This is a genomic window from Alkaliphilus crotonatoxidans, assembly GCF_054658015.1.
In genome coordinates, this window is record NZ_BAAHXS010000004.1 from 867,469 (window position 1) to 894,462 (window position 26,994).

The following is a 26,994-nucleotide window of genomic DNA, read 5'->3' on the forward strand; positions in this document are numbered from 1 at the left end:
ATGAAAAAAAACACCAAGCTAATCCATCTGGGACAATATCATGACGGAACTGGCAGTGTAAGCGTTCCAATTTATCACTCCTCAACCTTTAAGCTAAAAGATCTCGATACAGAACAGAAATATGAATACAGCAGAACAGGAAATCCTACCCGTGAGGCCTTGGAAGCTATGATGGCGGAGCTGGAGGAAGGGATACGGGGCTTTGCTTTTTCCTCTGGTATGGCGGCAATTTCATCAGTCTTTATGACCTTTAAGGCGGGCGACCATATACTGGTTTCCAGAGATGTTTATGGAGGCACCTACCGGGCCCTAAAGGAAGTATTTGAAGGGTTTAATCTGCAGGTTTCCTATGTTGATTGCACCAATCAAGATGAAGTTATACAGGCGATTAGACCCCATACAAAGGCCATTTATGTAGAGAGTCCCACCAACCCGCTTTTGAAGATTGTGGACTTAAAGAGCCTTGCGGCCATAGCCAGGGATCATAAGCTGATAACAGTTATAGACAATACCTTTATGACACCGTATCTTCAAAGGCCGTTAACCTTGGGAATAGATATTGTCATCCATAGTGCAACGAAATATATAGGGGGCCATAGTGATGTTTTAGGGGGACTGGTGGTGGTTAAGGATGAGGCCCTGGCCAGGAAGATTTATACCGTTCAAAAGTCTGTAGGGGCGGTTTTGAGTCCCCATGACTGCTGGCTGCTGCTAAGGGGCCTAAAGACCCTGGGGGTTAGAATGGACCGTCAACAGGAAAATACCGATAAGCTTGCCAGATGGCTTTTAACCAGACCAGAGGTAAAGCAGGTATATTATCCTGGCCTTGAAGACCATCCGGGGCACCAAATCTGCCGTTTCCAGGCATCAGGCTTTGGTGCGGTTCTCTGCTTCGAGCTATTTAATGAAACGTTGGCTGAATCAATGATAACAAAGTTAAAATATATTACCCTTGGGGCCAGTCTGGGAGGGGTTGAGAGCTTAATATCAATACCTGCCAAAATGTCCCATTCCTTTATGCCCCCCCACGAGAGGAAGCAAGTAGGAATCAACGATGGACTGGTTCGATTAAGTGTTGGCATAGAAGATATTGAAGATTTAAAGGAGGATTTTTTAGCAGCCTGGCAATAAGAAATTTGACGATTTATGCAATAAAGGATAAGATAATAGTGAGATCAAATTATTTTTTTGAACATACTAGAAGTACAGATAAATACTTCTTCTAAAACTTAGAAGCTAATATCCTTATAGATTTTAACCTTAAAGAAAATACTACTGGTACAGAAGAGAAATGGGGGATTTTCAATAATGAAAAAAGTCGTTGAGAGTATTGCAGAGCTAATTGGAAATACGCCAGTGTTAAAACTATGTAATTTTAATTTGCCGGCCCATGTGGAGGTTTATGCTAAATTGGAAATGTTTAACCCGGGCTTTAGCATTAAAGACCGGCCAGCCTATCATATGCTGACCCAGGCTGAAAGGCAGGGGCATATAACCGAGGGTACGACAATTATTGAAGCAACTTCAGGCAATACAGGCATCGGATTGGCCATGGCGGCAGCACAAAAGGGGTATCCGGTTATTATTTGTATCCCCGAAAGGTATTCAATGGAAAAACAGATGATTATGGAGGCCCTGGGGGCAAAAATCGTCAATACACCCTATGAAAAGGGAACCGACGGGGCGGTGGCCAAGGCCAAAGAGCTAGTGCAATCTATTGAAAATGCCTATATGCCCAATCAATTTGAAAACAATGATAATTCACAGGCCCATTATTTAACCACCGGTCCGGAATTATACCATCAATTAGATGGAAACATTGATATATTTGTTGCAGGTGTAGGCAGCGGAGGAACCTTTTCCGGAACCATGAAATACTTAAAGGAGCAGAACCCCAATATTAAAGGGGTGATTGCAGACCCCATCAGCTCAGTTATTGGTGGAGGAGAGCCCCAATTGGATATAGGGAAAATCGAAGGAATTGGTAATTTAACTGTTCCCCAAATAATGAATTTAAGTTTAGTGGATGAAGTTGAGAAAATTTCCTATGAAGAAGCTCTGACAATGGCTCGGGAAATTGCCAAAAAAGAAGGCGTGCTGGGGGGCCTTTCTTCGGGGGCAGCCATGGTGGCTGTACTAAGACAGGCTGCCAAGGCAACGAAGCCAGTTAAGATTGCCGTAATTTTTCCCGATAGTGCTGACAGATACATGTCTGCCGGAATATATCACTTCACGAGATAGTGTGTATGTAATTACAAAGGGTCGGAAATCCCTCCGGCCCTTATCTTAACTATATTATTTTATGAAGCTGATTTGGTCCAAGCCATGGGCTTTTTTGGCCAATTCCTCTTGTGTAATTACCTTTTTTTCTATTAATAGTTCAATGATCGAGGCGATGGCCAGGGTATTCTGATAATCTAGCTCCTTTAAATCACCTATTTGAGCAACAATCTCAAGTTCATTCATTTTTTTATTCCCCCCTGTATTGGTTTCTTAGCTGGATTATTGACCAATAAAAAAATTTATATACTAAGCAATATTAAAGGATAAAAAATGAAACAGTTTCACAAACTAACCAAAGTAATTTAAATTTATCCATTGCGAGCTTAATGAATCTATGGTAAAATACAGATTAATTGATAGACTAAAGGCAATGAAGGGAAGCAGTAAACAGGTTAGCTTAACCAGAGAGTCGGTGGTAGGTGAAAACCGATTAGGCGAGCTGTTGAATCCGTCCTGGAGCTAAAGACTGAAATCATAAGTAGGAAATTTCGGCTGGCATCCGTTATCGTGCTTTGAGGGAATTAGATTACGAATCTAATTAACTAGGGTGGCAACGCGGAAGATAGGCTCCGTCCCTTATTGGGACTGGGCTTTTTTTGTTAACTAAATTAAGGAGGTATCAAGATGTTAGACGTAAAGCGAATCAGAACTGATTTAGAAGAAATAAAGGCAGCCATGGCTAGAAGAGGTGAGGCAGACTTTAGCCTTGATGAGGTAATTCAGTTAGATGATGAAAGAAAAAGCCTGCTTCAAAGGGTAGAGCAGATGAAAAATGAACAAAATACAGTGTCGAAGGAAATTCCTCGGCTTAAAAAGGAAGGTAAGAACGTTGCGGAAATTATGGAAAGGATGAAGGTCCTTTCTTCTGATATTAAGGCATTAGATGGTCGCCTAAAGGAGGTGGAGGATACCTTAAAGGAGGTACTGCTAAGAATTCCCAACGTACCCCACCCCGAAGTTCCCCAGGGAGATACCGATGATGATAATGTTGAGGTTAGAAAATGGGGAGAACCCAGGAACTTTAATTTTAAATTAAAGGCCCATTGGGATATAGGAACAGATTTAGATATTTTAGATTTTGAAGCGGCTGCCAAGATAACCGGAGCAAGATTTACAGTGTATCGAGGGGCTGGGGCTCGTCTGGAAAGGGCCTTGATTAACTTTATGTTAAACCTTCATACATCAAATCATGGTTATACAGAGATTTTGCCCCCCTTCATGGTCAATCGGGACAGTATGACAGGTACAGGGCAGCTTCCCAAGTTTGAAGAGGATGCCTTTAAAATAGCCCAAAAGGATTATTTCCTAGCACCAACAGCAGAAGTACCCGTCACCAACCTGCATCGGGATGAAATCATTGAAGGTGATGAGCTGCCCATCAAATATGTGGCCTATACCCCCTGTTTCCGGTCAGAGGCGGGCTCAGCAGGGCGAGATACCCGGGGCTTAATCCGTCAGCATCAATTTAACAAGGTTGAGCTAGTAAAATTTGTAAGACCCGAAGAATCCTATCAAGAGCTTGAGAAGCTGACACAGGATGCCGAAAGGGTATTACAGCTATTAAAGCTCCCTTATCGGGTTGTCAAGATTTGTACCGGAGACCTGGGCTTTACAGCCGCCTTTAAATACGATATTGAGGTATGGATGCCCAGCTACAACCGATATGTAGAAATTTCATCCTGCAGCAACTTTGAAGACTTCCAGGCCAGAAGAGCCAATATTAGGTATCGTCCAGAGCCTAAGGGCAAGGTAGCCTACCTTCATACCCTAAATGGCTCCGGCTTGGCCGTCGGCAGAACCCTGGCAGCCATATTGGAAAACTACCAAAATGAAGATGGCAGTGTAACCATTCCCGAAGCATTAAGACCCTTTATGGGGATGGAGCTAATAAAGGTAAAGTAAACCAGCCAGGCTGGTTTATTTTACCTTTCTTTAATAAATAAGGCGATATTGTTTTTCTATAGAAAGTCCTTACCATTGACCTATGCTTAAAATTGTGCTACAATATTTTATGTGTCAAAATAAATATTGAATAGGTTTCCGTAGCTCAGAAGGATAGAGCGACTGCCTCCTAAGCAGTAGGCCGTGGGTTCGACTCCCGCCGGGAACACCAATTAAATTAAGGCAAAAAGACTTGGACTTTTGTAGTTCAAGTCTTTTTGCTTTATATTTTAATGGTATACTAAATATAGATTATCTTTAAAATGGGGCATAAACTTTGTATAATTTGTATAGTTTCTGCAAAGCAATGTAGTAAGAAGTCTTTTATAATTCAAATGAAGGAGGTGTTGTCTTTGCAGAAGATTTTGTTTATAAATGCCTGTGTCCGTGGTTCAGAAATATCAAGAACCCATTGGCTGTGTCGTGAGTTTCTGAAGGAATACCAGGCCCTTAATCCCGATGTGGAAGTGATTACCCTTAATCTGGAGGAAGAAAATCTGAAACCTTATCATTCTGCTATGCTCGATCAAAGGAATCAGTTACTTAAAGAAAACAATAGGGACCATGAAATATTTCGTTATGCCCGTCAATTTGCCGCTGCCGATAAAATAGTCATCGGCGCACCCTATTGGGATTTATCCTTTCCTGCCGTGTTAAAGGTATATATTGAACATGTGGCTGTTAGCGGAATTACATTTTGTTATACAGAGGATGGCGAAAAAGGACTCTGCCGGGCAGATAAAATGATGTACATTACAACGGCAGGGGGCTATATCAATTCGGCTGATTTTGGGTATGAGTACTTTAAAGGATTATGTAGAATGTTTGGAATCAGACGGATTGAGGCAATTCGTGGAGAGGGCTTGGATATTGAGGGAGCATCTTTAGATAATATATTACAGGAAGCAAAGAAGGAAGCGATTAAAGCCGCTCGGTTATTTTAAAAACAGCAAGAGCAAAAGCCCCTGGCTACGATTAAGCAGGGGCTTTTGCCTGGTAAATATTTTAATTTACAATGTAATATTTTTAAAGGCCTCTGCTTGCTGCTTGATTCCTACTTCAGTGGCAAAACGTTCAATACTGGAGGCTCCGAAGAAGCCCACTACGCCCTTGGTCCTTGATAATACATACTTTACATCCTCAGGTTCAGCAATGGGGCCGCCATGACAGATTACCATAATTTTGGGGTTAATTTCTTTTCCGGCATCATGAATCTCCTGTATCCGTTTGACGCAGTCATCTAAAGACAGGGCAGTTTGAGCCCCAATGGTGCCCTTTGTGGTTAAGCCCATATGGGCCACTAAAATATCTGCCCCTGCCTTGGCCATTTTAACAGCATCTTCTGTGCTAAATACATATGGAGTGGTCAACAGCCCTTTAAGGTGGGCTTGCCTGATCATGTCCACCTCCAGGTCATAGCCCATACCGGTTTCCTCTAGGTTTAACCTGAAGACACCATCAATCAAGCCCACCGTCGGGAAGTTTTGGACTCCTACAAAGCCTGCATTTTTAATTTCTTCCAAATACACATCCATCAATCTAAAGGGGTCAGTTCCGCATACCCCTGCTAAGACAGGTGTATTTTTAACAACAGGCAATACCTCCCGGCCCATTTCCATTACTATTTGGTTGGCATCACCATAGGGAAGCAGCCCAGCCAAGGAGCCACGACCTGCCATTCGATACCTGCCAGAATTATAGATAATAATTAAATCAACTCCGCCGGCCTCACCACTTTTGGCTGAAATTCCGGTTCCTGCTCCGGCACCGATAATCAGTTTCCCCTTTTCTACCTGATTTTTTAAGTTTTTAAGTACTGTTTCCCGTGTTAATCTCATTTATTGAATCCTCCCGTTTCTATTCTAGATTTATTTTTGCATCAGATTCATCAACTTTTCCGCCGCAAAGGCAGCGAAGCTGCTGTCATTAATATCGGTATCCAGCTCAATCAATTCAACAACCTCCGGATCAATACTGCTTCTAAGGGCTTCAAATAGAGCCGCATCTTCTTCAGGCCCATAAAAAGCCTGTCCCTCTACATCAATGGCAGATACACCTTTCAAGGGCAGAAGTAGCACCGTTGGACCCTTGGCCCGGTTTAGTTTTTCAGCAATTATTTTACCCAAGGCTTTGCATTCCTCCACTGTTGTACGCATTAATGTGACCGTAGGGTTATGCTTATATAAATTTCTATTTTTGAATTTTTCGGGTACCGTCTCATAGGGCCCAAAATTGACCATGTCGAGGGCCCCCACCGAAACAACCTGGGGAATCCCCAATTTACCTGCTGCCTCCAGCCGATCCTTCCCGGCCGCCAGCACACCACCCACCAGCTCGTCGCACCACTCTGTTGTGGTTAAATCCAAAACACCGTTAATAAAGCCCGATTCTATCAAGCTTTCCATACTTTTTCCGCCGGTTCCTGTGGCATGGAAAACAACCACCTCGTAGCCTGCCTTTTCCAATACTGCCTGGGCCTGGGTAACACAGGGAGTAGTCACACCAAACATGGTGGCAGCAATAATCGGTTTTTTATCGGGCGGCCGCTTAACCTCATTGGTCACCATACCTACAATTGCATGGGCGGCGTTGGAAAGTACCGCCGAGGAAATGGAGTTAATGCCTGAAACATCAACAACAGAATGCATCATTGTTAAATCAGAAACACCGACATAGGGCCTTGTATCACCTGAGGCCATGGTTGAGACCAAGAGCTTGGGTAGCCCTACCGGTAATGATCGCATAAAGGCTGCGGCCAGAGATGATCCCCCCGACCCCCCAATACTAATGACGCCGTCAAAGCTGTTTTTTTCAAAAAGCTGTTTTCCAATGACGGAGGCCCCCTTTGACATGACCTCCATAGCGTAGCTTCGATCATTCTTCTCAATCAATTCTGTAATGTCTGAACCAGCCGCCTTAACCACCTCAGCGTTAGTAATGTCTGGGTTAAAAAATGGAGCCTTCACCCCTACATCAATTACTAGCGTGTTAAGGTTCTTTGATTCAATTATTTGCTTAATAAATTGAAGCTCAGGCCCCTTTGTGTCTAGTGTACCAACAATTGCAACTTTCTTCATAAAAACCCTCCTTCATATTATGTATATTATATAATTTAGTTCAGCAAAAACGGAAAAGGTATGCCTATTTAAATATATTCTACAAAATATCATGCCACAAACAGTAAGAAATTACCCCTAAAAAACATACAATAAGAGGGTTTAAAGCCGATGGAATAAAATTTTCAATGTTGCTAACACTATTGTAGCATGAAATGAGTCCCTTCAGTAGGACTTCTCTATTAGTACCACTAGCAAGGTCAAAAATTTAATAGTTAAATTAAGAATAACGAGAAGCAAATAATTGGTACTTGAACCATTTAGTAGCCTCAAAGATAATATATTTTAGTTGTCTAACTGAACAATTTATGCTATAATCGAACTTGGCTATTAATTCGATTTCTATCATGGGAGGGGTAATACCCATTGAATCTGGAATATATGAGGCTAGCCCTGAAGGAAGCCCAAAAAGCCTTTGAAAAAAAAGAGGTTCCCATTGGTGCTGTAATTGTGAGGAATGATCAGGTCATTGGGGTTGGTCATAATCTAAGGGAAACCTCGAAAAATTCCTTGGCCCATGCAGAAATCATTGCAATTCAAGAGGCTTGTAAAAATCTAGGGGGATGGAGGTTGACAGATTCCACCCTGTATGTTACAATAGAACCCTGTCCTATGTGTGCAGGGGCCATTTTACAAAGTAGGATTGACCGGGTAGTAATCGGTGCAATGGATCCAAAGGCCGGTGCCTGTGGTTCTGTGGTGAATTTGCTTAATGAGCCTCGATTCAATCATCAAACAGAAATCATTACTGGTGTAATGGAAGAAGAGTGCAGTGAAATAATGAAGGATTTTTTCAAGACATTGAGGCAAAAATAAATCATTATGGAGAGGTGTCCGAGTTGGCTAAGGGGCACGCCTGGAAAGCGTGTAAGGCCGAAAGGCCCCGCGGGTTCGAGTCCCGCTCTCTCCGCCATTAAAAAGTTTAATAGTTTGCTGTGCTAGACGGGGAGGTAGCGGTGCCCTGTAACCTGCAATCCGCTATAGCAGGGTTTAATCCCTCACCTAGGTTTGTTGTATGTAGGGCCGGCTGAAGTAAGTGGTGATGAAAATTGGGTCCTACGCAACGGGAGCTTACGAACCCCGCCAGGTCCGGAAGGAAGCAACGGTAAGTGATCACTTTCGTGTGCCGTAGGGTGGCCTAATTAGAGCTAACTGCTTGAGTATCGCCTATGGCAACCTGTCGAAGTGAGGTGCACAGCATTACATAATATAAAAAATTAAGCATGGATAACCTCCATGCTTTTTTATTATCTATAGAAAAGTTCTTGTTTATAAGAACTAAATTAAAGAGAATTTATCCTAACAAAAGTGTAATCTAATAGCATAAAGCCACGAACAGCACATGGCCTTCGTGGCTTTATTTTAGGGGTCTATTAAAAAAGAACGATATTGGCATTAGTAGTATAGGCCTTAAGCTGAAGTGGCTCATTGAGCGTATCCTCGTGCTTATAAAGGGCTATTACCTTAGCTGTAGAATGGCTTTTAATATTTTCGCTGTATTCCACCGATGAGGGAAGCTCAATTTTTCCATTACTGGTCAATAGATCAAAATTAACTTGTCGTGGCGGCAATGGGTCAGAAATATAAATTCCGCCATTTGAGGTTTTCATTTTAAATGAATTTAAGGTTTTATAATTTAAATGTTCGGCAGTAATTTTAGCATTTGAAGAAAGAAGATCTATTTGGGTAGCCTCTACATTTGATAAAGTAATTTTGCCATTTTTAGTGGCCGCCCAAAGCTTATTTCCTACAATTCCATCAAGCACAATTTTACCGTTAACACTGGTGCATCCAATCTCCTCCGACGACTTGACACTATGCAGCTGAATGGAGCTATTTTTAGTACGGCATGAAAGCCTTTCGCATTGAAGCCGCTCAATGATAATCGATGAATTGACCGTTTCTGCAGTTATTGTCTTATAGGCTCGGTTTGGTAAATTGACTTGAAGCTGAAGGCCTAGCTTTTCTAAATTTTTATAAGTAAAGGCCAGGGAGCCTTCCGATTCTTTAACCTCCAGAATGGGATGGGCAGATTCATAACTTTCAGCGTCGGCTTTAATAAAGGCTTTTACCTGAATTTGGTTCCGATCCCACTGATTAATGGTGATCTTTCCATTGATCGCTTTAAAAATAAGCGATAGATCCCTTATATCTGAAATGTCCCGCTCAATGGTTTCTTCATAGGATCGGTGCCGATTGCCGGGGTCCCAATAGAAACCTTTGAAGTTTCCATTTTCTACGAGATTACCGATTACCCCCACCAGCTTTTCAGCAAAGTCCACAGATTTATCAGCAATTTCATTCCCTAAATCGCTCATTCGCTTACCTAGATTTTCACCAAAGCCCTCAAATTTATTTTCCAGCTCAGATCCAAGGCTTTCCACTTTTTTTCCCAGATTCTCAAGTTTACGTTCAAGGTTTTCATCCTCATCCTTAATAAAGTCTCTAAAGGAGAAATCATCCCTTTCATGACGATGGTGGGTATCCTTGGTAAATTGTTCATATTCCTCCTCACCAAGGGCATTCAGCAGCATTTCTGCTTCCTTTTCAGTAATTTTTCCTTCTTCTAACAGCTTTAAAATCATTAACCTTTCTTCACTCATAATAACACTCCCTTCCCTTAACAGTAATTATTCCTTTAATAAATTAGCAGCCTCTTCAGCGGTGATTTCACCTTGGCTTAGCTTTTCCAGTATCTCCTTTTTATTCACCTTTACCACAGGGGCAGATCGATGGCCCAGGGCTTGAATTACATTTTCCAGCTTGCTTCTAACGGTGGGGTAAGAAATTCCCAGCTCCTTTTCTATTTCTTTAATATTTCCTCGATTTTTAAGGAATACATCTATAAAATCCCTATGCTCCTGGGTGAGCTTTGAAAACTTGCATAATTCAAACTCCCCCTCGATGGTTGTATTACAATGGGCACAGTGAAGTCTTGTGACAGTCATATCGTGATTACAAATAGGACATTTCCCTAAAACCTCTTTTCTCATTTTTCATCGCTCCTTATTGTATGGATAATATTAACATCCATTCATCTATAGGTTAATAATATAGTGAAATATAAAATATGTCAATATTAAAGTTAAAAAAACAAAAAAATAATAATAAAAAAATAAAAATAATTAATTTAAAAATTAATTAAGCTATGTATTTGTTTTAATGATAGCAGGTGCTTCCATAAAAATAATTGATAATGGGTACAATACATTGAAGAATCCCGCTGGGATTGGTATACTATGGATATAAATAAATCAAGGGCTGGAGGGAAATACATGAATAGGCAGGTGGATGCCAGGGGAATGACCGATCCCCTACCGGTAATCTATACAAAGAAAGCGTTGGCCTCTATTGATCAAGGTGTGGTCACCACAATTGTAGATAATAGGAAGGATCTGGAGAAAATATCAAGGTTGGCCGACCACTTGACCCTTAAGGTAGATGTACAGGAAAATCAGGGCTCCTATTATATTAATATTTATAAGGAACACTCGATGGCTGAGCTAGAAGGAATGGATATCGAAGCGGATGACAGCCCGAAAAAGGATTTGGTTATTGTCGTTAGCGGCGACTGCCTTGGAGATGGTAGCCGGGAGCTGGGGAAAATGTTGATGAAGGGCTACCTCTATGCCCTGACTGAAACCCTCCCCTATCCCAAAACCCTTATTTTTCTTAATAGTGGTGTAAATTTAACCGTTGAGGGCTCCGATTCCATTCCACAGCTTAGGATGCTGGAGGCCAATGGGGTTGAAATACTATCCTGCGGTGCCTGTTTAGACTATTATAAATTAAAGGACAAGCTGGTGGTGGGAGGAGTAGGTAATATGTATACCATCGTTGAAAAAATGAATCATGCAAAAAATACAATTAAATTGTAATGGAGACAAAAAATGAGCGATAGTCGTTTTTATGTAATGGTATTCGAATCTACGCATTTTGCCCTGACTGCAGAAAAAGAGCTTAACAAGATGGGGTATTCCTTTACGATTATGCCTACCCCCAGGGAAATTACAGCCAGCTGTGGCCTGTCTATTGGTTTTGATGAAAAGCTTTTGACGGAAGTGAAAGGATTGGCAGCAGAAGGAAAAATTAATACGAAGGGCATTTTTGAATTAATCAGGCATAATGGAGTAAGAGAGGCCAGGCCCGTAGACTGATTAGAAATAATAAAGGGGATGATGTTTTGTTTATAGATTCAATCAAGCAAATGTTCAATGAAACCATGGATTTTATCAAAAATCCTGAACAGCTGACCTTGGTTTTAGGAAAAGTAATTAATGTGATTGTCGTACTTTGTATCGCCCGGATTGGAATAAAGTTGTTACATTCCATTGTTAATCGGTTCTTTGAATCCCAGAAAAAAGCAAAATTTAAAATGGATATTCCAAGGCTAGAGACCTTGAAGGGGCTGATCAACAGCATAATAAAATATCTAATTTATTTTATTGCCTTTACAACCATTATGAAGTCCTTTGGTACTGATGTAACTGCCCTGATTACCGCAGCAGGTATTGGGGGACTGGCCTTTGGCTTTGGTGCCCAGAACCTGGTAAGGGATATTATTACAGGCTTTTTTATTTTATTTGAAGACCAATTTGGCGTAGGAAGCTATGTAGAAATCGACGGGGTTGATGGAATTGTCGAAGAAATGGCCCTTCGAGTGACCAAGATCAGGGGATTTAATGGCAATTTATACATTATTCCCAACGGAGAAATTAAAAAGGTAACCAACCGTAGCAATGGTAATATGAGGGCCCTGGTGGAAATGTCAATAACCTACGAGGAAGATATAGACCATGCCATTGAGGTATTGAAGCAGACTTCGGAAAGGCTTAAGAATGAGAATGATGCCATTGTAGAAGGACCCACTGTCCTGGGGGTGACCAGGCTGGATGCGTCAGAGGTGGTGATTTCAGTAGTGGCAAAATCAATTGCCATGGAACAGTGGGCTGTGGAACGGCAAATGCGTAAAGCCTTTAAGGAAGCCTTTGATAAGGCTGGAATCGAAATACCCTACCCACGAAGGGTTATCATCCATAAAGAGTCCTAAAACCTATGAATATTCATGAAAGGCAGGTGAAGGGTCAGGAACGATTACTGACCAAGCATATGGCAGTTAAGATAGAGGTTGGAGACGTGGTTGAGCTAAGGAAACAGCATCCCTGTGGTAATCATCACTTTGAAGTGATGAGAACCGGGGCGGATTTTAGAATCAAATGCATAAAATGTGAAAAGCAAATATGGCTTGCCAGAACAGAATTGGAAAGAAGGCTGAAAAAGTTAATTCCTAAGGAAACTGTTGAAAAATAAGGTTATTTTTTAATTATTAAAAAAATTGAATCAATTGACAAAAATAATAAATTCTGTAGGAGTTAGTTTTAAAAGATGATATAATATAAGGGGTTGATAACGTTTTCATTCCTGATATTACTAAATCGGAGGTGTTTGTAATGGCAATTAAATATGCTAGAAGAATGGATAATTTAAAGGCTTCAGAAATCAGGGAAATTTTAAAGCTTGTAGAGAAACCTGAGGTGATTTCCTTTGCGGGAGGACTTCCGGCGCCAGAGCTATTTCCTGTTGAAGAATTGAAACGGGTGGCCGAACTGGTCTTAGATGAATCAGGAACCCAATCTCTGCAATATAGCACCACGGAAGGATTTCCTCCGTTAAGGGAAAAGATTGCCAAGCGCATGGCCCAAACAGGAATTAAGGCTGGTGCAGAGGATATTTTGATTACCAGTGGCTCACAGCAGGGCTTGGATTTCACCGGTAAGATATTTTTAGATGAAGGGGATATTGTTGTCTGTGAGAGCCCAAGCTATTTAGGTGCCATCAATGCATTTAAATCCTATTCTCCGGAATTTGTTGAAGTCACCACCGATGAAGAAGGTATGCTGATGGATGAGCTGGAGACGGTACTATCCAGTCGAGAAAATGTGAAGCTGATTTATATTATTCCAGATTTTCAAAATCCAACCGGAAAAACCTGGTCTGTTGAAAGGCGCAAGAAGCTGGTGGAACTGGCCAACCGTTATGATGTACCGATTATTGAAGATAACCCCTATGGGGAGCTACGATTTGAAGGAGAAAGACCTCCCTCAGTCAAGTCTTTTGATACCGAAGGAAGAGTCGTTTATTTAGGAACCTTTTCAAAAACCTTTTGCCCCGGTCTAAGAATCGGCTGGGTATCAGCTGAGAAGGCACTGCTTCAAAAATACATTTATGTAAAGCAGGGGGCAGATCTGCATACCAACTCCATGGCCCAAAGGGAGCTGGATAAGTTCTTGGAGCTTTACGATTTAGATGATCATATTTCAAAGATCAAGGATGTTTATCGAAAAAGACGAGATGTGATGATGGAAGCAATAAAGGAATACTTCCCTGATAACTTACAATATACCTATCCGTCGGGGGGATTATTTTCATGGGTCGTTTTACCCGACCATATTGATGCAAAGAATCTGTTGGTAAAAGCCCTGGAATTAAATGTGGCCTTTGTGCCAGGGGGCTCCTTCTTTCCTAACGGAGGAAAGGAAAATACCTTTAGATTGAACTATTCCAATATGCCTGAGGAAAAAATCAAAGAGGGAATTAAACGACTGGGCACTTTATTAAAAGAAGTATTGTCCTCATAAAAAACACAAGGGAGAGCGGACTTAAGCCGTTCTCCCTTGTGCATTGTAAGGGGGAGATTGGGATGAATAAATGTTAATTGTGGGGGCTATCTCAATAATAGCTTTGCCTGGATGAATTATTTCTATACATAATTTTAATTAATTTTTTTAGTTAATTAAAAAATAAAAGTTGTTGAATAATACCAGTATCAATAAAATGATGGTAACCGTGAAAACAGAAAGCTGAATTGCCTATACCGATCATAAATAAAGCTAAATATATATGGACTAAATGGGTATATATAAAAAATTAAAAACAGGTGTATAATTTTATATAGACCAAGGGTAGGGGAGGATCAAATGAAACAAAGAACATTGTTTATTAACCGGGAACTAAGCTGGTTGTCCTTTAATGATCGTGTTTTAACGGAGGCAAAGAATAGAAGCAATCCCCTTCTGGAACGATTAAAATTTTTATCAATTGTTAATTCAAATTTAGATGAGTTCTTTATGGTTAGAGTAGCCTCGCTGAAGGATCAAGTGAATGCAGGTTTTCATAAAAAGGACCCATCGGGGCTGACACCGGGTCAGCAGTTAAAGGAAATTTCTCTTCGTGTTCATCAAATGGTGTATGATCAATATAATACACTGAATAGAAGTGTACTGCCAAAGCTCCGTCAAAGGGGAATAATTATAAAAAAAATCAAGGAGCTGGATGCTGTAGAACAGGCATTTATTAAAGATTATTATAATGATCAGATATTTGCTGTTTTAACCCCCATGGCAGTTGACTCAGGAAAGCCCTTTCCATTGATCTTAAATAAAAGCTTGAATTTAGCGGTGCTGTTACAAAGCGAGGCATCAAGGAATGAATGGGTATTTGCAACGGTTCAGGTTCCTTTGGTGATACCCCGGCTAATTAAATTGCCGGGTCAGGGGGCTGCATTTGTTTTATTAGAGGATGTCATCCGCCAGGAAATACATAGCTTATTTCAAGGGAAGAAAATAATAGCCGTTATGCCCTATCGAATCACCAGAAATGCAGACTTAAGCATAGAGGAAGAAGAGGCAGAGGATCTTTTAAAGGAAATTGAAAAATCCCTTCAAAAGAGAAAATGGGCGGCGGCCGTTCGCCTTGAGGTGGGGCAAAATGCCGATGAAAGATTGGTGGAAATCCTAAGGGCGGCCCTGGAAATTCATAGACAAGACATCTATTATATCAATGGCCCCCTTGACTTGGGATTTTTAATGGAGCTATACAATTTAAAGGAATTTGAATCCCTTCGTTACCCCCAATATAGGGCGCCCCTTCCTAAGTCAGTTAAAAGCTACGATAATATTTTTAAAGCAATTTCAAAAGAAGACATCCTTTTGCATCATCCCTATGAATCCTTCCAGCCAGTGGTAGATTTTATAGAAAGGGCTGCAAAGGATCCCCAGGTGTTGGCAATTAAACAGACCTTGTATCGTGTCAGCGGTGACTCGCCTATTGTTAAGGCCCTGGCAAGGGCAGCTATTTCAGGAAAACAGGTAACGGTACTGGTGGAGCTTAAGGCCCGGTTTGACGAAGAAATCAATATACAGTGGGCTAAACAGCTTGAAAGAGCCGGGTGCCATGTTATTTATGGCCTAGTGGGGCTCAAAACCCATAGTAAAATAACCCTGGTGGTCAGGCAGGAACAGGGTAAAATTCAGCGATATGTTCATCTGGGAACAGGAAACTATAATGATTTAACCGCCAGACTTTATACCGATATTAGCTTATTCACCTGTCATCCTCAATTTGGAGCCGATGCCACAGCCATTTTTAATTTCCTTTCTGGGTATACACGGTCTCCGGAGCTTAAGCAATGTGTATTAGCCCCCGGAAACCTGAGGGATCAATTTCTTGCCTTAATCGATAGAGAAAAAAAGTATGCTGTCAAGGGGCTTAAGGCGGTAATCATTGCCAAAATGAATTCCCTGGTAGATCCCGAAATCATTGAAGCCCTCTATGGAGCCTCGCAGGAGGGCGTTAAAATTCATTTAATTATTCGGGGAATTTGCTGCCTAAGGCCAGGCATAAAGGGGCTGAGTGAAAACATTACCGTAAGAAGCATTGTGGGGAGATTTTTAGAGCATAGCAGAATTTTCTACTTCTATAACAACCATCAGGAATCGGTTTATTTGTCCAGTGCTGACTGGATGCCAAGGAACCTGGACCGTCGTGTTGAATTACTTTTCCCGGTTATGGAGGCAAAAATAAAGGAACGGATTATACATATGCTCCAAATTGAATTAATGGATAACGTAAGGGCAAGTATATTAAATAATGAAGGAAACTATGAAAAAATAGACAAACGAGGGAAAAAGCTGCTAGATTGCCAAGCCTATTTTTTAGCCAGGGCCTTAGAAAATGGCCTGGAGGCGGGGGGAGACCACCAATGGATTCAGCATATTCCCGAGATGAAGGGATAAAGCATTCAGTAAGATTATATTGATGAAGAAGGTGATGGATAGGTGGGAAATAAGCTCGCCATCATAGACCTGGGTTCAAACTCTGCAAGAATGATTATTATGAAGGTCTATGAAGATGGCTCTTATAAAATGCTTGATCAGGTAAAGGAAATGGTGAGGCTGAGTGAGGGAATGGGAGAAACAATGACCTTAAGGCCCAGGGCCATCAAGAGAACCATTGATGGCCTCAGACTTTTTAAAAAACTAATCGAAATTCATGAAGTTGATCAGGTACGTTTGATTGCTACGGCAGCCGTTAGAAATGCTCAAAATCAACAGTTTTTTTTAGAGAAGGTGAGGACAGAAACAGGGCTTGAATTTCAGGTTATTACAGGGGAAAGGGAGGCCTATTACGGCTATTTGGGCGTAATCAATACCATTGACATTGCCGACTGCATTATCATAGATGTGGGTGGCGCCAGCACAGAGCTGACCCTTGTTGAAAATCGACGGTTTAAAGAGTCCATTAGTTTTCCCTTCGGGGCGGTTCTCCTAAGTGAAGTATTTTTGGAAAAGGATAAAATTTCACCTGGAAAATTAAAAAAGCTTGAGGAGTATATCCTGGAAAAGCTTAAAACTGTGCCATGGCTCAGCAAAAACTCTCATTTACCGGTGGTAGGATTGGGTGGAACGGCCAGAACCTTTGGAAAAATAGACAAGAATCAAATTGGATTTCCCTTGTCTAGCTTACATAATTATCGCCTTGCGGCTAAGGAGGTTTATAATATTTACAGCAGGGTAGCCAAGGCAGACCTCCGTCAAAGAAGGGCCATTACAGGTATTAATAAAGAACGGGCAGACATCATTGTGGGCGGGATGGTTCCTATTAAAATGCTAATGCAGTATCTTAAGGCAAAGGAGCTAATAATCAGTGGAAATGGCCTTCGTGAAGGGGTTTTTTTTGAACAATATTTAAAATCAAAGCAAAATAGGATATTAGAGAATGTTTTGTTTCATAGTGTCAATAATACACTAAAGAACTATCATGCTAATCTTAAGCACAGCTACCATGTTCAAAAGCTTGCTCTCATGATCTTTGACCAAACAAAGGAGCTGCATCAGCTTGGAGCCGGGGAAAGAAAGCTCCTGGCTGTGGGAGCCCTGCTTCACGATATTGGCACCTATGTAGATTACTATAATTATCATAAGCATGGGTTTTACCTGGTGTTAAATTCCAGGTTAAACGGCCTTAGAAACCGGGAGCTGGTGCTTTGTGCCTTAATTGTTGCACTGCACCGAGAGCTGGAATACAAGGGGGATTGGCGACAATTTCAAATGCTAATTGATCAGAAGGATTATGAGATGATTAAAAAACTCAGCCTTTTGGTTCATATTGCAGAAAAGCTGGATCGAAGCGAGCATGGAAGCATCGAGAAGGTGGAATGTATAATGGAAGAAGATACATTACAACTAAAGCTTAAGGCTAAAGCGCCACCAGACCTGGAAATTGCGGCTGCGTTAAAATGCAAACGGGCCTTTAAGAAGTACTTCCAAAAAAAACTGGCTATTGTATAGTTCAATAAAAATCATTGCTTTTTAATGATACAAATGATATAATTTTTTAATGTGAGAAAATCTTCTCTGCCCTGTTAAAAGCAGGGCCGTCTAAGTCCAAAGGGAGGTGAAAATAATGAACAAGTACGAATTAATGTACATTCTAAAGCCAAGCACTGAAGAGGAAAAAAGAACGCAGTTATTGGAAAAATTCAAAGGAATCGTTGAAACCAACGGTGAAATTGAAAATGTTGAGGAGTGGGGAACAAGAAAGCTTGCCTACGAAATTAACAAGATCAATGAAGGTTACTATGTATTAGTAAATTTTAATGCTGCTGCCGATATTCCAAAGGAGCTGGATAGAAACCTAAAGATTGCTGATGAAGTAATCAGACATATGATTGTCAGATTAGAAGCGTAATTTAAAGGGGTGGAGTAACGATGAACAGTGTTGTTTTAATCGGGCGGCTTGCCAGAGACCCAGAGTTACGATTTACTACCAGCGGAAAAGCAGTGGCCACCTTTAGTATTGCAGTGAATAGAACCTTTTCAAAAACAAAGGAAGCAGATTTTTTCAATATTGTTGTATGGGGAAAAACTGCTGAAAACTGTGCTAATTACTTGGCGAAGGGACGGTTAGTAGGTATTCAGGGAAGATTGCAAAGTAGGTCATATGAAACCCAAACCGGTGAAAAACGCTATGTTACCGAGGTAATAGCTGACCAGGTAGAATTTCTTGAATGGGGAGATAGAAACCCCCAATCTCAGAATCAATCCCAGCCGGGTAAATTTAACGATTTTAACTCAACTGATATAGATTTAAATGATTTCGAAGCCATAGACGATGATGAAGATATTCCATTCTAGTTAGAAGGAGGGAAAAGAATGCTCAATAAGAGAAAGCGTAGAACAAAAAAGAAGGTTTGTTCTTTCTGTGCAGATAAAACAACCCATATTGATTATAAAGAAGTTCAAAAGCTCAAAAAGTACATTACAGAGCGTGGTAAAATTTTACCAAGAAGAATTTCTGGAAACTGTGCCATTCATCAAAGAGACTTAACTCAAGCCATTAAGAAGGCCAGACATATGGCATTAATTCCATATACAGTAGATTAATTTACCTAGAAGCGGTTTAGCCGCTTCTTTTTTTATAAGCTATAGGAAAGCTCTCATTTTCAACAATTCAATAATATGGATTTTCCTTGTACGCGGTAAATAGCCCGATTATTTTCCCATTATTTAGTATAAATATGGGATAATCGGGCTATTCTCATGATAATTATTTATTTAATGGATATTGTGATTAAAATCACAACATAAAAATGGTAAATTTAGTATAATAACAATGATTACCAATTGTTGTAAGGGGGAGGTGAAAATATGAAAAAAAATAAACTGGTGATCTTCTTACTTTTCTCTGTTTTTGTATTTATGGCCTGTACTCCAAGGGTCCAGGAAACAGAAATTAGCCCTGACGAAATTATGGCAGCTGATTTTTGGAAAGATACCTATTCCAATGAATATGAAAGCTACTTAAAAAATGCCGAAATGGAATCTACGACCTTTGGCGGTTCGGTGCCTGTGGACTACTTAGAGCTCTATCCGAATCTAAAGACATTATATGCAGGAATGGGGTTTAGTAAAGAATATCTTAGGGCAAGGGGGCATGTCTATTCCCTGGAGGATGTGATTCATACGGCAAGACCTAAGCCCGGGGCCTCCTGTTTAAGCTGTAAGACGGCTGATTACCTGGAATTAATCAATGAATATGGTAAAGCGGTTCATGCCATGGACTTTGATGAAATCGCTGCCCAGGTAACCAATTCCATTAGCTGCTATGATTGCCACCAGAATACCCCTGGTGAAGTGGTTCTGACAAGGAGTCACCTAACAGAGGCCTTGGAGAAGGTTGAAATGGACTTTAACATGGGAGACCTGGTCTGTGCTCAATGTCATATTGAGTATTACATGGACCCAGAGACAAAGGAAGTTGTGGTACCATGGGAAAACGGTATCACCCTTGCCGGAATTGAAAAAGCCTATGATGATGCCGGCTACTCTGACTGGATTCATCCTACTACAGGAACACCTTTAATCAAAATACAGCATCCAGAATTTGAAACCTATCAGGGAAGCCTGCACAGCAAGATGGGACTAAGCTGTATAGACTGTCACATGCCCCAGGTTCAAAATGATGCAGGAGAGCTTTATCGCTCCCACCATTGGACTAGTCCGCTGAAAAACATTGAGGCTTCATGTCTGACCTGCCATAGTGAATCGGCTGAAGAACTGGTGACTAGAGTAGAGGAGATTCAACAAAGTGTTGAGGATCGAACCAACGAGGTGAGCGATATCATTGTAGAATTAATTCATCAGCTGGAGACAGCAGTAGAAGGAGATCAATACACTGAGGCACAGCTGGATGAAATAAGGGATTGCCACAGGAAGGCACAGCTTAGATGGGATTTTGTATTTGTTGAAAACAGTACAGGTTTCCATAATCCAGAATTTACCCATCAAACCCTTGATGAGGCTCAAATGTATGCCGAAAGAGGATTAGAGCTACTGAAAGAATATCAATAAGGGAAGGGGCTGCATATGTGGCCCCAACTCAATAAAGGAGCGTTACAATGAAAAAGGAAAAGGAGCATATCCTGAAGGAAATCTGGAGCGCCTTTTATTCAATGAAATTTGGAATGATTTTATTGCTGATTATTGGGGTTGCTTCAATTGCAGGTACCATTATACCTCAAAATAACCCTTTAATATACTATGAAAGGGAATATAATGCCTTTGTATATATGCTAATTTCTACCCTGAGTCTGCATCGGCTATACCAATCATGGTGGTTTATTGCTATGATGCTGGCACTGTCATTGAATCTGATTCTTTGCAGTATTATTCGATTTCCTGTTCTATTTAAAAGAATACGGCGGTTTCCAGCTTTAACAGACGAGATGAAAAGGGAGAATTACCTTTTTAAAAGGGAGTTTGATAAACCCATCGATGTAGAAAGGCTGTTTCGAAAGGCAGGCTTTTATCGAATAAAAAAGGAGAACACAGAATCGGGAATCTATTATTGTGGTAAAAAAAACAATCTTGGCTACCTCGGTTCCTGGCTAACCCATGTGGGGCTTCTCATTATTATATTGTCATATTTAATCGGGCAGCTTCTAGGTTTTAATACATATGTTTATGGGGTACCAGGAGTAACAGAGCCCATCGAGAAGACTGACTATTTGTTAACAATTGATGATTTTGAGATACAATTTAGGGAAGATCATACCGTTAACCAATATATCAGCCGCATCACACTAAAAAATGAAGATAATATAGATTCCGGGCAGCTTTCGGTGAATCATCCCTATCGGGCTAAGGATTTCAGTATTTATCAAAATGGTACCGGTTGGGCCGTAGATATGACCTTATTAAAAAATGGTGAAAAAATTGCCGAGAGGGTACTGTACCAAAATGAAATTCATGTAGATGATCATGAACGAATCGCCCTTCAATTTGTCAATTTTTATCCAGATTATATCAATACGGGTGCCATGCCGGCCACTATCAGTCCCTATAGCAATAACCCCCATCTTTTATATGTTCTCTTTTATGAAGGAATAAGAGTTGACATGAATGTAGTATCAATGAATGTGCCAATTCAGTGGGAAGAGTACAGCTTTGTGGTCAATGAGCCAAGGCATTTTACCCTGCTGCAAATTGTCAGCGACCCCGGTATCGGCGGAGCTAAATTAGGAGGACTTTTACTGCTTCATGGCATTTTATTTTCCTTTTATTTTCATCCCAAGCAGCTAAAGGTATTAAAGACGAAGGATGAAAAGACCATTATTTGGGCCGATAGCACTAAAGGGCAGCAGTTTTACATAGAAAAGCTGAGAAAAGTCATCAATACTTTTGATATAGGAGGTGCCGGAGTTGAATCTTGAAAGATATATACATTTAGAAAGCAGCCTGTTTAATGTATCCATTACAATGTATGGAATTTCCATGGTGCTGTACTTTTTATTTTTTGTCATGCGGGGTGAAAAATACGGCCGATATGCCACTTTGCTTATTCGGCTGGGCTGGTTATTCCATACCATTGCGTTGATTACCAGGGGATTGGCAGCGGGCCGGCTTCCGTTAACCAATCAATACGAATTTGCCACTTGCTTCGCCTGGGGAGTGGCTCTATGCTTTATCATTTTTGAGCATAAATATAGCTTTACAGCCATGGGAACCTTTGTTGCACCCATTGTATTTCTGATTATTGGCTATGCAGCGATGCAATCTAAGGATATAAGGCCCCTAATGCCGGCATTACAGAGCAACTGGCTCATCTTGCACGTGGCCACGGCAATAATTGGCTATGGAGCCTTTGGGGTAGCCTGTGGTGTATCAGGTATGTATTTATTAAAAGAAAAATTTCCAAGGGAACACTTTTTCAAAATGCATATTCCTGACCTGGAAAAGCTTGATTTAATCAGCTATCGGGCCATTGGTTTAGGTTTTTTATTCCTCAGCCTTGTGATGGTAACCGGGGCCATTTGGGCTGAACAGGCCTGGGGCAGGTATTGGGCATGGGACCCAAAGGAAACCTGGTCATTTATTACATGGATTATTTATGCTGTCTATCTACATGCTAGAATTTCTAAAGGCTGGAGGGGCAAAAAAGCAGCTGTATTCAGTGTAATTGGCTTTATCTGTGTACTATTCACCTATATTGGTGTCAATACGCTATTACCAAGTATTCATAGTTATGCTTAGGAGGAAGGACAAATGATATGGTCGAAGGAGGCAGAAGCTCGAATTAAAAAAGCGCCTTTCTTTGTTCAGGGTTTTGCTAGAAAAAAAGCAGAGGAAGTGGCCATGGCAAGGGGAAAGCAAGTAGTAGAGGTGGTAGATTTGGAAGCGGCAAAGGGAAAGGAGATGGTAGACCTTAGCCGGCTAGACACATCCCTTGAAGGAGTAAAAAATACAAAATATAAAGAGATTAAACTTTGCGGCGGTCATTGTGGCTGCCCCTTGACTTTGATTGATGACAAAGGGGTGGCCATATTGATAGAAGAAATCGTTGAACGCAGTCAATTAGAGGCTAGTATTGAAAAGCAGGTGAAGGGTACCTTTCTATATCATCAACGATTCAAGGCCGCCCTTAGTGGTTGTCCTAATTGCTGTTCTCAGCCCCAAATTAAAGATATCGGTATTATTGGTTATGCAAGGCCCCATATCAATCAAGGTCATTGCATTGGCTGTAAAAAGTGTAGTAAGGCTTGTCCTGAAGGATTAATCCAGGTAAAGAATGAACCAATAATTGATGTAGCTCAATGTATTGATTGTGGAAGATGTAGCCGGGCCTGCCCCACTCGCTCAATTGTAGATGGCGAAAGGGGCTTCCGGGTAATTGTTGGAGGCAGATTAGGACGACATCCCCATTTAGCCCGACCCCTGGCAGAGGTTCAGGAAATAGAAGAGCTCTCCCATTTATTAAACAGGTTAGTGAAAATCTATATTCAATGTATCACATCGGGCCAGCGGTTCAGCCATAAGATTGAGAGAGAGGGGATCGAGTCGATTCTGTACCAGCTTAATTCATAACATCTACTTCATTTGATTTAAATCACATGAAAGGGAATAAATTTAAAGTATAATTAGATAGAGATTATGAAGCGAATGGGAGATTGTTGTTATGAAGCTATTTAAACTAAAAGAGCTGATTTTTGTCACCCTGACAGTAGCCTTAATGTTTGTTGCGGCCTATATGCTGATTCCCATAATGGGAATACTGCCTTTGCCTGCCTATCGGGCTCTCTTAGTAGCACCTGTTTATGGGGGCGGGGTTCTTTTAGTTGCCAATTATACTAAAAAGTTTGGAACGGTTACGATAATCGGAATAATCTTAGGGGTTATTTTAAGTGTTTTTTCAGTATTGATGCTGTTAGTTTCAATTGTTTCCGGTTTATTGACAGATCTTCTATGGGGCCTAATATTGGGGGGCTATAAACATCAGCGAAATTGTTTAATGGCGGCGGGCTTTTTTCCTGCCATACAAATACCCATGGTTTTCTATATGATGGCCTATACCCTGGGGGGAGCCATGGCAGATTTACTGGCCAAGCCCTTGATTATAATCATTCCCACCCTAATCACCTTCGGTATTGGCTTCTGGGCAGCTAAAGGAGTATTAAGGGCTATGCTCAAAAGAAGGTTAAAGGCTCAATTTTAATTTTTCAGCAGGAATCATCAATCTGACAAGATGGTTCCTTTACCTTTTCTACCGAAAGAATATTTCTTCCGCCCCAGGGCAATAATAAACCATAGGACTATTATGGAATAAGGATGATTATACTATGGGAAAAACATCAGTTTCAGTTGGTATACAGGAAAAGGGGAAAATTTCTGTTTTTCAGCTTACACTTTTAATCTTTACCATTGTTATTGCCACCGCTGATGTACTGTTACCAGCCTTTGTTGCCCAGGAAGCCAAACAAGATTCGTGGATTGCTGTAATTATAGGAACAATCAGCTCCTTAATTTTAGTTAATCTGTTTTTGACATTGGGTCTTAAATATCCCAACAAGACCATCGTAGAATATGCCGTTGATATATTGGGTGTTCCCTTGGGGAAATTGGTAGGCTTTATCTATGCTTATTCCTTAATTTTTTTTACAGGTACCGTAGTAAGGAAGCTGGGAGAAATATTTGTTACCTCCTTTAATCCAGATGCCCCTATTTACCTCTTTAGTATTACCATTATGATAGTGGCAGCCTATAGTGTCTATGGCGGAATCGAAGTGATTGCCAGGGTAAATGAGGTGCTGCTGCCCATCGGGGTCATTGTATTATTGCTAACAGGTATTCTTAATGTTGCGCAGATGGATTTTCAGCGGTTCTTACCCATATTGTATGATGGTTGGGTACCGCCCCTTAAGGGCGGATTACTGGTTCAAACATGGCTATTAAAGTCCTTTATTCTTTTACAGCTTATACCCTATGTTAAAGACGAAGAAAAAAAGAAGATTAGGAAGCACATTAACATTGTAACCGTACTGCTGGGTCAGGGGCTGATGATAGGGGTCCTTGCAATTGCTATTTTTGGGCCAATTACTGAAAAATTATTGTTTTCAGCACTGGAATATGTAAGATTTGTAGATTTGGGTCCATTTCTTGAACGCTTCGATGTGTTGATCATGCTGGTTTGGATTGCCGGTATTTTTATCAATATTGTTTTGTATTACTATTCGGCAGTTCTTGGATTATCACAGCTCTTGAAGCTGAAAACCTATCGTCCAATGGTGACACCAGTGGGGGTCGTTATTGTAAGCTTTTCAATCATCTTTGCCAGAACAATGGCGGATATCACTCATTTTTTCCACTATATTTATCCCTTTTATATGTTTACAGTTGCTGCCGGGATTCCCTTTTTGTTACTGGTGGTCTCTTATCTAAAGGACTTGAAGCAAAAAAGGAGGATTATGAATTAATGGCAAATCTATTTTTCTATGGCTCTATAGCCGTACTCTGGGTTATTTTTATTATCATCAATTTTCGAAAACCAATCAAATTACCCCATGTTATAATTGGCATAGCCGCCATGGCATATTCGCTCTTTTATGAAATCATACTGGGTGAATACTATAATTTATATTATTACATCAAAAAAGAAGCTTCCCCCTTATATATAGCCCTGGCAGGGATTTTGGTGTATCCGATATTAAACATGATCTATACCCACTTTTTACCCAAAAATAAAATACCCGTATTGCTTTATACGGGTGCATGGATCATAGGAATGTTAGTTTTTGAGTATTTAAGTCTACTGACCAAAACAGTTGTGTTTGTACGGTGGCGAATGTTTCCCTGGTCATTGCTTACATACATTGTTACCTATTTATGGGTCTATTATTTTTACAGCTACCTCAATAAAAAAATTGACACTTAATTTTTATTGTTTATTGATTTAAGCCTTTCCATTAAACTAATGGCCAAGGCCCCCGTTTTAGTGATATTTAAAGAAGTACCGTAGATTAAGTGACGAATACCAGGTAACCCGATGGCGGTTATCAGGTTATCATAATCCTTGTTATTTAAATTATTAAAGGCCTTTCTAAATCTTTTCAGCTGTAGATTTCTTTGAATGACCCCTTTAATCTGCTTTTCATAATCCCATCCCTTGGCAATGGTTCTGGCGGCAGCAACTCCCATGGTCAAGGCGTTATATAGCCCAAAGCCCAAGAAAGGGTCTGCGCCCCCCGCTGCATTGCCTGTCAGTATTAAATTTTTGTAGATCCGGGGGTAGGCAATACCCAGGTTATGCTCAAGTTTGTATTCCTCAATAATCTCATATTGAATATTGGCACCATATAAAAATAATTCCCAATAGTAATCGATTTCCTTTTCGTCTACATCGGTGGTAATTAAATTTATAGAGGCCTTTTGATGATTAAAGGGAGTAAGATAGGCATAGCCGTTTTTACAATAATCCTTATTTAACCAAACAATCAAGGTATTTGGATCAAAATTCCCCAGCACCGTGGCCCCCCTTACATAGGCCCTTACAAACTTCTGCCAGCAGCCTAGTTCCTCGCTAAAGGAAGGGTTTCCTGTAGCCACAACAACATGGTCATATTCCTTCATTAGCTGTTCATAGTCACCTATTTCATTAAATAATACCTGGGTATTCTTTAGCTTGGAATAGATCTGATATTTTACTGAATCCGTATCTCTGTCTGACTTATATAAATATCCTAGATTTCCTCGTATGACAGTGGTTTTATTGGGTGAAATATGAATCACCCGGTTAAGGGTGTTTAAAGGTTTTATATTGATTCCCAGATGATCATTAAAGTATTTAAGGGCATCCTTTACCGGCCTTTGGGCAATTTCCATTGTGGCGATAGCATGGCCCCATTGCTCACCAATGTAGCTGTTTCTCTCATATACCACTGGCCGTATATTGTATTTCTCCAATTCGTGGGCACAGGAAAGCCCTGCCTTTCCTGCACCAATAATGGCTACCTTCATGCCTTAACCCCCATACTTTTCCATTA

The 26,994-nt window shown here is 40.7% G+C and carries 28 protein-coding genes, 2 tRNA genes, 1 other RNA gene and 1 other annotated feature; of the genes, 25 read left to right on the top strand and 6 right to left on the bottom strand.

The features are described from left to right. On the top strand, positions 1-1,131 hold the full coding sequence (locus ACYQ1I_RS06670; protein WP_459763604.1) for a trans-sulfuration enzyme family protein: 1,131 nt from the start codon (positions 1-3) through the stop codon (positions 1,129-1,131). A 177-nt stretch (positions 1,132-1,308) separates the two neighbouring features. Then, positions 1,309-2,241 (top strand): PLP-dependent cysteine synthase family protein, encoded by a 933-nt coding sequence (locus tag ACYQ1I_RS06675; RefSeq protein ID WP_459763606.1) that lies wholly within the window; start codon positions 1,309-1,311, stop codon positions 2,239-2,241. A 54-nt stretch (positions 2,242-2,295) separates the two neighbouring features. Here the strand turns inward: ACYQ1I_RS06675 and ACYQ1I_RS06680 are convergent, their stop codons facing one another. After that, entirely contained in the window at positions 2,296-2,466 is a 171-nt protein-coding gene (locus ACYQ1I_RS06680) for a hypothetical protein (RefSeq protein ID WP_459763608.1), read from the bottom strand. 178 nt (positions 2,467-2,644) lie between these two features. Then, positions 2,645-2,863 (top strand) — a binding site (T-box leader). A 44-nt stretch (positions 2,864-2,907) separates the two neighbouring features. Here ACYQ1I_RS06680 and serS point away from each other — a divergent pair. From serS to ACYQ1I_RS06695, 3 genes are all read left to right on the top strand, one after another. Then, the gene (gene serS / locus ACYQ1I_RS06685; protein WP_459763610.1) at positions 2,908-4,185 is read left to right on the top strand and encodes a serine--tRNA ligase; all 1,278 of its coding nucleotides are present in this window, start codon (positions 2,908-2,910) and stop codon (positions 4,183-4,185) included. A 134-nt stretch (positions 4,186-4,319) separates the two neighbouring features. Beyond that, positions 4,320-4,396, top strand: a tRNA-Arg gene (locus tag ACYQ1I_RS06690). Positions 4,397-4,577: 181 nt separating this feature from the next. Further along, complete coding sequence (locus ACYQ1I_RS06695) at positions 4,578-5,168, top strand: NAD(P)H-dependent oxidoreductase (RefSeq protein WP_459763612.1); 591 nt, start codon at positions 4,578-4,580, stop codon at positions 5,166-5,168. A 66-nt stretch (positions 5,169-5,234) separates the two neighbouring features. On the opposite strand, the gene ACYQ1I_RS06700 is transcribed toward ACYQ1I_RS06695, so the two are convergent. Both ACYQ1I_RS06700 and ACYQ1I_RS06705 read right to left on the bottom strand, forming a co-directional pair. Further along, positions 5,235-6,062 (bottom strand): phosphoenolpyruvate hydrolase family protein, encoded by an 828-nt coding sequence (locus ACYQ1I_RS06700; protein ID WP_459763614.1) that lies wholly within the window; start codon positions 6,060-6,062, stop codon positions 5,235-5,237. A 30-nt stretch (positions 6,063-6,092) separates the two neighbouring features. Next, positions 6,093-7,301: a Tm-1-like ATP-binding domain-containing protein gene (locus ACYQ1I_RS06705; RefSeq protein ID WP_459763616.1), complete on the bottom strand. Its 1,209-nt coding sequence runs from the start codon at positions 7,299-7,301 to the stop codon at positions 6,093-6,095. A gap of 420 nt (positions 7,302-7,721) precedes the next feature. Here ACYQ1I_RS06705 and tadA point away from each other — a divergent pair, with 420 nt between their 5' ends. The 3 genes from tadA to ffs all read left to right on the top strand — a co-directional run bounded on the left by tadA (position 7,722) and on the right by ffs (position 8,538). Beyond that, on the top strand, positions 7,722-8,156 hold the full coding sequence (gene tadA, locus ACYQ1I_RS06710) for a tRNA adenosine(34) deaminase TadA (RefSeq protein ID WP_459765310.1): 435 nt from the start codon (positions 7,722-7,724) through the stop codon (positions 8,154-8,156). An 8-nt stretch (positions 8,157-8,164) separates the two neighbouring features. After that, a tRNA-Ser gene (locus tag ACYQ1I_RS06715) sits at positions 8,165-8,253 on the top strand. 20 nt (positions 8,254-8,273) lie between these two features. Beyond that, positions 8,274-8,538: signal recognition particle sRNA large type (ffs, locus tag ACYQ1I_RS06720), an RNA gene on the top strand. Between the two features lie 175 nt (positions 8,539-8,713). Here the strand turns inward: ffs and ACYQ1I_RS06725 are convergent. Together ACYQ1I_RS06725 and ACYQ1I_RS06730 are read right to left on the bottom strand one after the other, a co-directional pair. Next, positions 8,714-9,943: a DUF4097 family beta strand repeat-containing protein gene (locus tag ACYQ1I_RS06725; protein WP_459763618.1), complete on the bottom strand. Its 1,230-nt coding sequence runs from the start codon at positions 9,941-9,943 to the stop codon at positions 8,714-8,716. Positions 9,944-9,970: 27 nt separating this feature from the next. Continuing rightward, entirely contained in the window at positions 9,971-10,333 is a 363-nt protein-coding gene (locus ACYQ1I_RS06730; RefSeq protein ID WP_459763620.1) for a DUF2089 domain-containing protein, read from the bottom strand. A gap of 282 nt (positions 10,334-10,615) precedes the next feature. On the opposite strand from ACYQ1I_RS06730, the gene yedF reads away from it, so the two are divergent. The 17 genes from yedF (at position 10,616) to ACYQ1I_RS06815 (ending at position 25,886) form a co-directional block, all read left to right on the top strand. Next, positions 10,616-11,218 carry a sulfurtransferase-like selenium metabolism protein YedF gene (gene yedF, locus ACYQ1I_RS06735; RefSeq protein ID WP_459763622.1) on the top strand — a complete coding sequence of 201 codons (603 nt, stop codon included), beginning with the start codon at positions 10,616-10,618 and terminating at the stop codon, positions 11,216-11,218. Positions 11,219-11,230: 12 nt separating this feature from the next. Next, positions 11,231-11,497 (top strand): putative Se/S carrier protein, encoded by a 267-nt coding sequence (locus ACYQ1I_RS06740; protein WP_459763624.1) that lies wholly within the window; start codon positions 11,231-11,233, stop codon positions 11,495-11,497. Between the two features lie 26 nt (positions 11,498-11,523). Further along, the gene (locus ACYQ1I_RS06745; RefSeq protein ID WP_459763626.1) at positions 11,524-12,390 is read left to right on the top strand and encodes a mechanosensitive ion channel family protein; all 867 of its coding nucleotides are present in this window, start codon (positions 11,524-11,526) and stop codon (positions 12,388-12,390) included. Positions 12,391-12,395: 5 nt separating this feature from the next. Further along, a complete protein-coding gene (locus ACYQ1I_RS06750; protein WP_459763628.1) occupies positions 12,396-12,650 on the top strand; it encodes a DUF951 domain-containing protein in 255 nt (84 codons plus the stop codon). 140 nt (positions 12,651-12,790) lie between these two features. Then, positions 12,791-13,978 (top strand): aminotransferase-like domain-containing protein, encoded by a 1,188-nt coding sequence (locus ACYQ1I_RS06755; protein WP_459763630.1) that lies wholly within the window; start codon positions 12,791-12,793, stop codon positions 13,976-13,978. A gap of 339 nt (positions 13,979-14,317) precedes the next feature. After that, the gene (locus ACYQ1I_RS06760; RefSeq protein ID WP_459763632.1) at positions 14,318-16,414 is read left to right on the top strand and encodes an RNA degradosome polyphosphate kinase; all 2,097 of its coding nucleotides are present in this window, start codon (positions 14,318-14,320) and stop codon (positions 16,412-16,414) included. Positions 16,415-16,456: 42 nt separating this feature from the next. Continuing rightward, positions 16,457-17,968 carry an exopolyphosphatase gene (gene ppx / locus ACYQ1I_RS06765; protein ID WP_459763634.1) on the top strand — a complete coding sequence of 504 codons (1,512 nt, stop codon included), beginning with the start codon at positions 16,457-16,459 and terminating at the stop codon, positions 17,966-17,968. Positions 17,969-18,083: 115 nt separating this feature from the next. Next, entirely contained in the window at positions 18,084-18,368 is a 285-nt protein-coding gene (gene rpsF, locus ACYQ1I_RS06770) for a 30S ribosomal protein S6 (protein ID WP_459763636.1), read from the top strand. Positions 18,369-18,388: 20 nt separating this feature from the next. Next, complete coding sequence (locus tag ACYQ1I_RS06775; RefSeq protein WP_459763638.1) at positions 18,389-18,814, top strand: single-stranded DNA-binding protein; 426 nt, start codon at positions 18,389-18,391, stop codon at positions 18,812-18,814. An 18-nt stretch (positions 18,815-18,832) separates the two neighbouring features. Beyond that, entirely contained in the window at positions 18,833-19,063 is a 231-nt protein-coding gene (gene rpsR / locus ACYQ1I_RS06780) for a 30S ribosomal protein S18 (protein WP_459763640.1), read from the top strand. Positions 19,064-19,327: 264 nt separating this feature from the next. Beyond that, positions 19,328-20,530 (top strand): ammonia-forming cytochrome c nitrite reductase subunit c552, encoded by a 1,203-nt coding sequence (locus ACYQ1I_RS06785; protein ID WP_459763642.1) that lies wholly within the window; start codon positions 19,328-19,330, stop codon positions 20,528-20,530. A gap of 47 nt (positions 20,531-20,577) precedes the next feature. Continuing rightward, positions 20,578-21,891 carry a cytochrome c biogenesis ResB family protein gene (locus ACYQ1I_RS06790; protein ID WP_459763644.1) on the top strand — a complete coding sequence of 438 codons (1,314 nt, stop codon included), beginning with the start codon at positions 20,578-20,580 and terminating at the stop codon, positions 21,889-21,891. After that, positions 21,881-22,711 carry a c-type cytochrome biogenesis protein CcsB gene (ccsB, locus tag ACYQ1I_RS06795; protein ID WP_459763646.1) on the top strand — a complete coding sequence of 277 codons (831 nt, stop codon included), beginning with the start codon at positions 21,881-21,883 and terminating at the stop codon, positions 22,709-22,711. Before ACYQ1I_RS06790 ends, ccsB begins: the two co-directional genes overlap by 11 nt. A 12-nt stretch (positions 22,712-22,723) precedes the next feature. After that, the gene (locus tag ACYQ1I_RS06800) at positions 22,724-23,542 is read left to right on the top strand and encodes a 4Fe-4S binding protein (protein ID WP_459763648.1); all 819 of its coding nucleotides are present in this window, start codon (positions 22,724-22,726) and stop codon (positions 23,540-23,542) included. Between the two features lie 91 nt (positions 23,543-23,633). After that, positions 23,634-24,170: a hypothetical protein gene (locus ACYQ1I_RS06805; RefSeq protein ID WP_459763650.1), complete on the top strand. Its 537-nt coding sequence runs from the start codon at positions 23,634-23,636 to the stop codon at positions 24,168-24,170. Positions 24,171-24,294: 124 nt separating this feature from the next. After that, positions 24,295-25,428: a GerAB/ArcD/ProY family transporter gene (locus ACYQ1I_RS06810; protein WP_459763652.1), complete on the top strand. Its 1,134-nt coding sequence runs from the start codon at positions 24,295-24,297 to the stop codon at positions 25,426-25,428. Next, positions 25,428-25,886 carry a hypothetical protein gene (locus ACYQ1I_RS06815; RefSeq protein ID WP_459763654.1) on the top strand — a complete coding sequence of 153 codons (459 nt, stop codon included), beginning with the start codon at positions 25,428-25,430 and terminating at the stop codon, positions 25,884-25,886. The genes ACYQ1I_RS06810 and ACYQ1I_RS06815 overlap by 1 nt, the downstream gene beginning before the upstream one ends. Here the strand turns inward: ACYQ1I_RS06815 and ACYQ1I_RS06820 are convergent. Beyond that, positions 25,883-26,968: an NAD(P)/FAD-dependent oxidoreductase gene (locus tag ACYQ1I_RS06820; protein WP_459763656.1), complete on the bottom strand. Its 1,086-nt coding sequence runs from the start codon at positions 26,966-26,968 to the stop codon at positions 25,883-25,885. The genes ACYQ1I_RS06815 and ACYQ1I_RS06820 overlap by 4 nt on opposite strands. Positions 26,969-26,994: the final 26 nt, after the last annotated feature.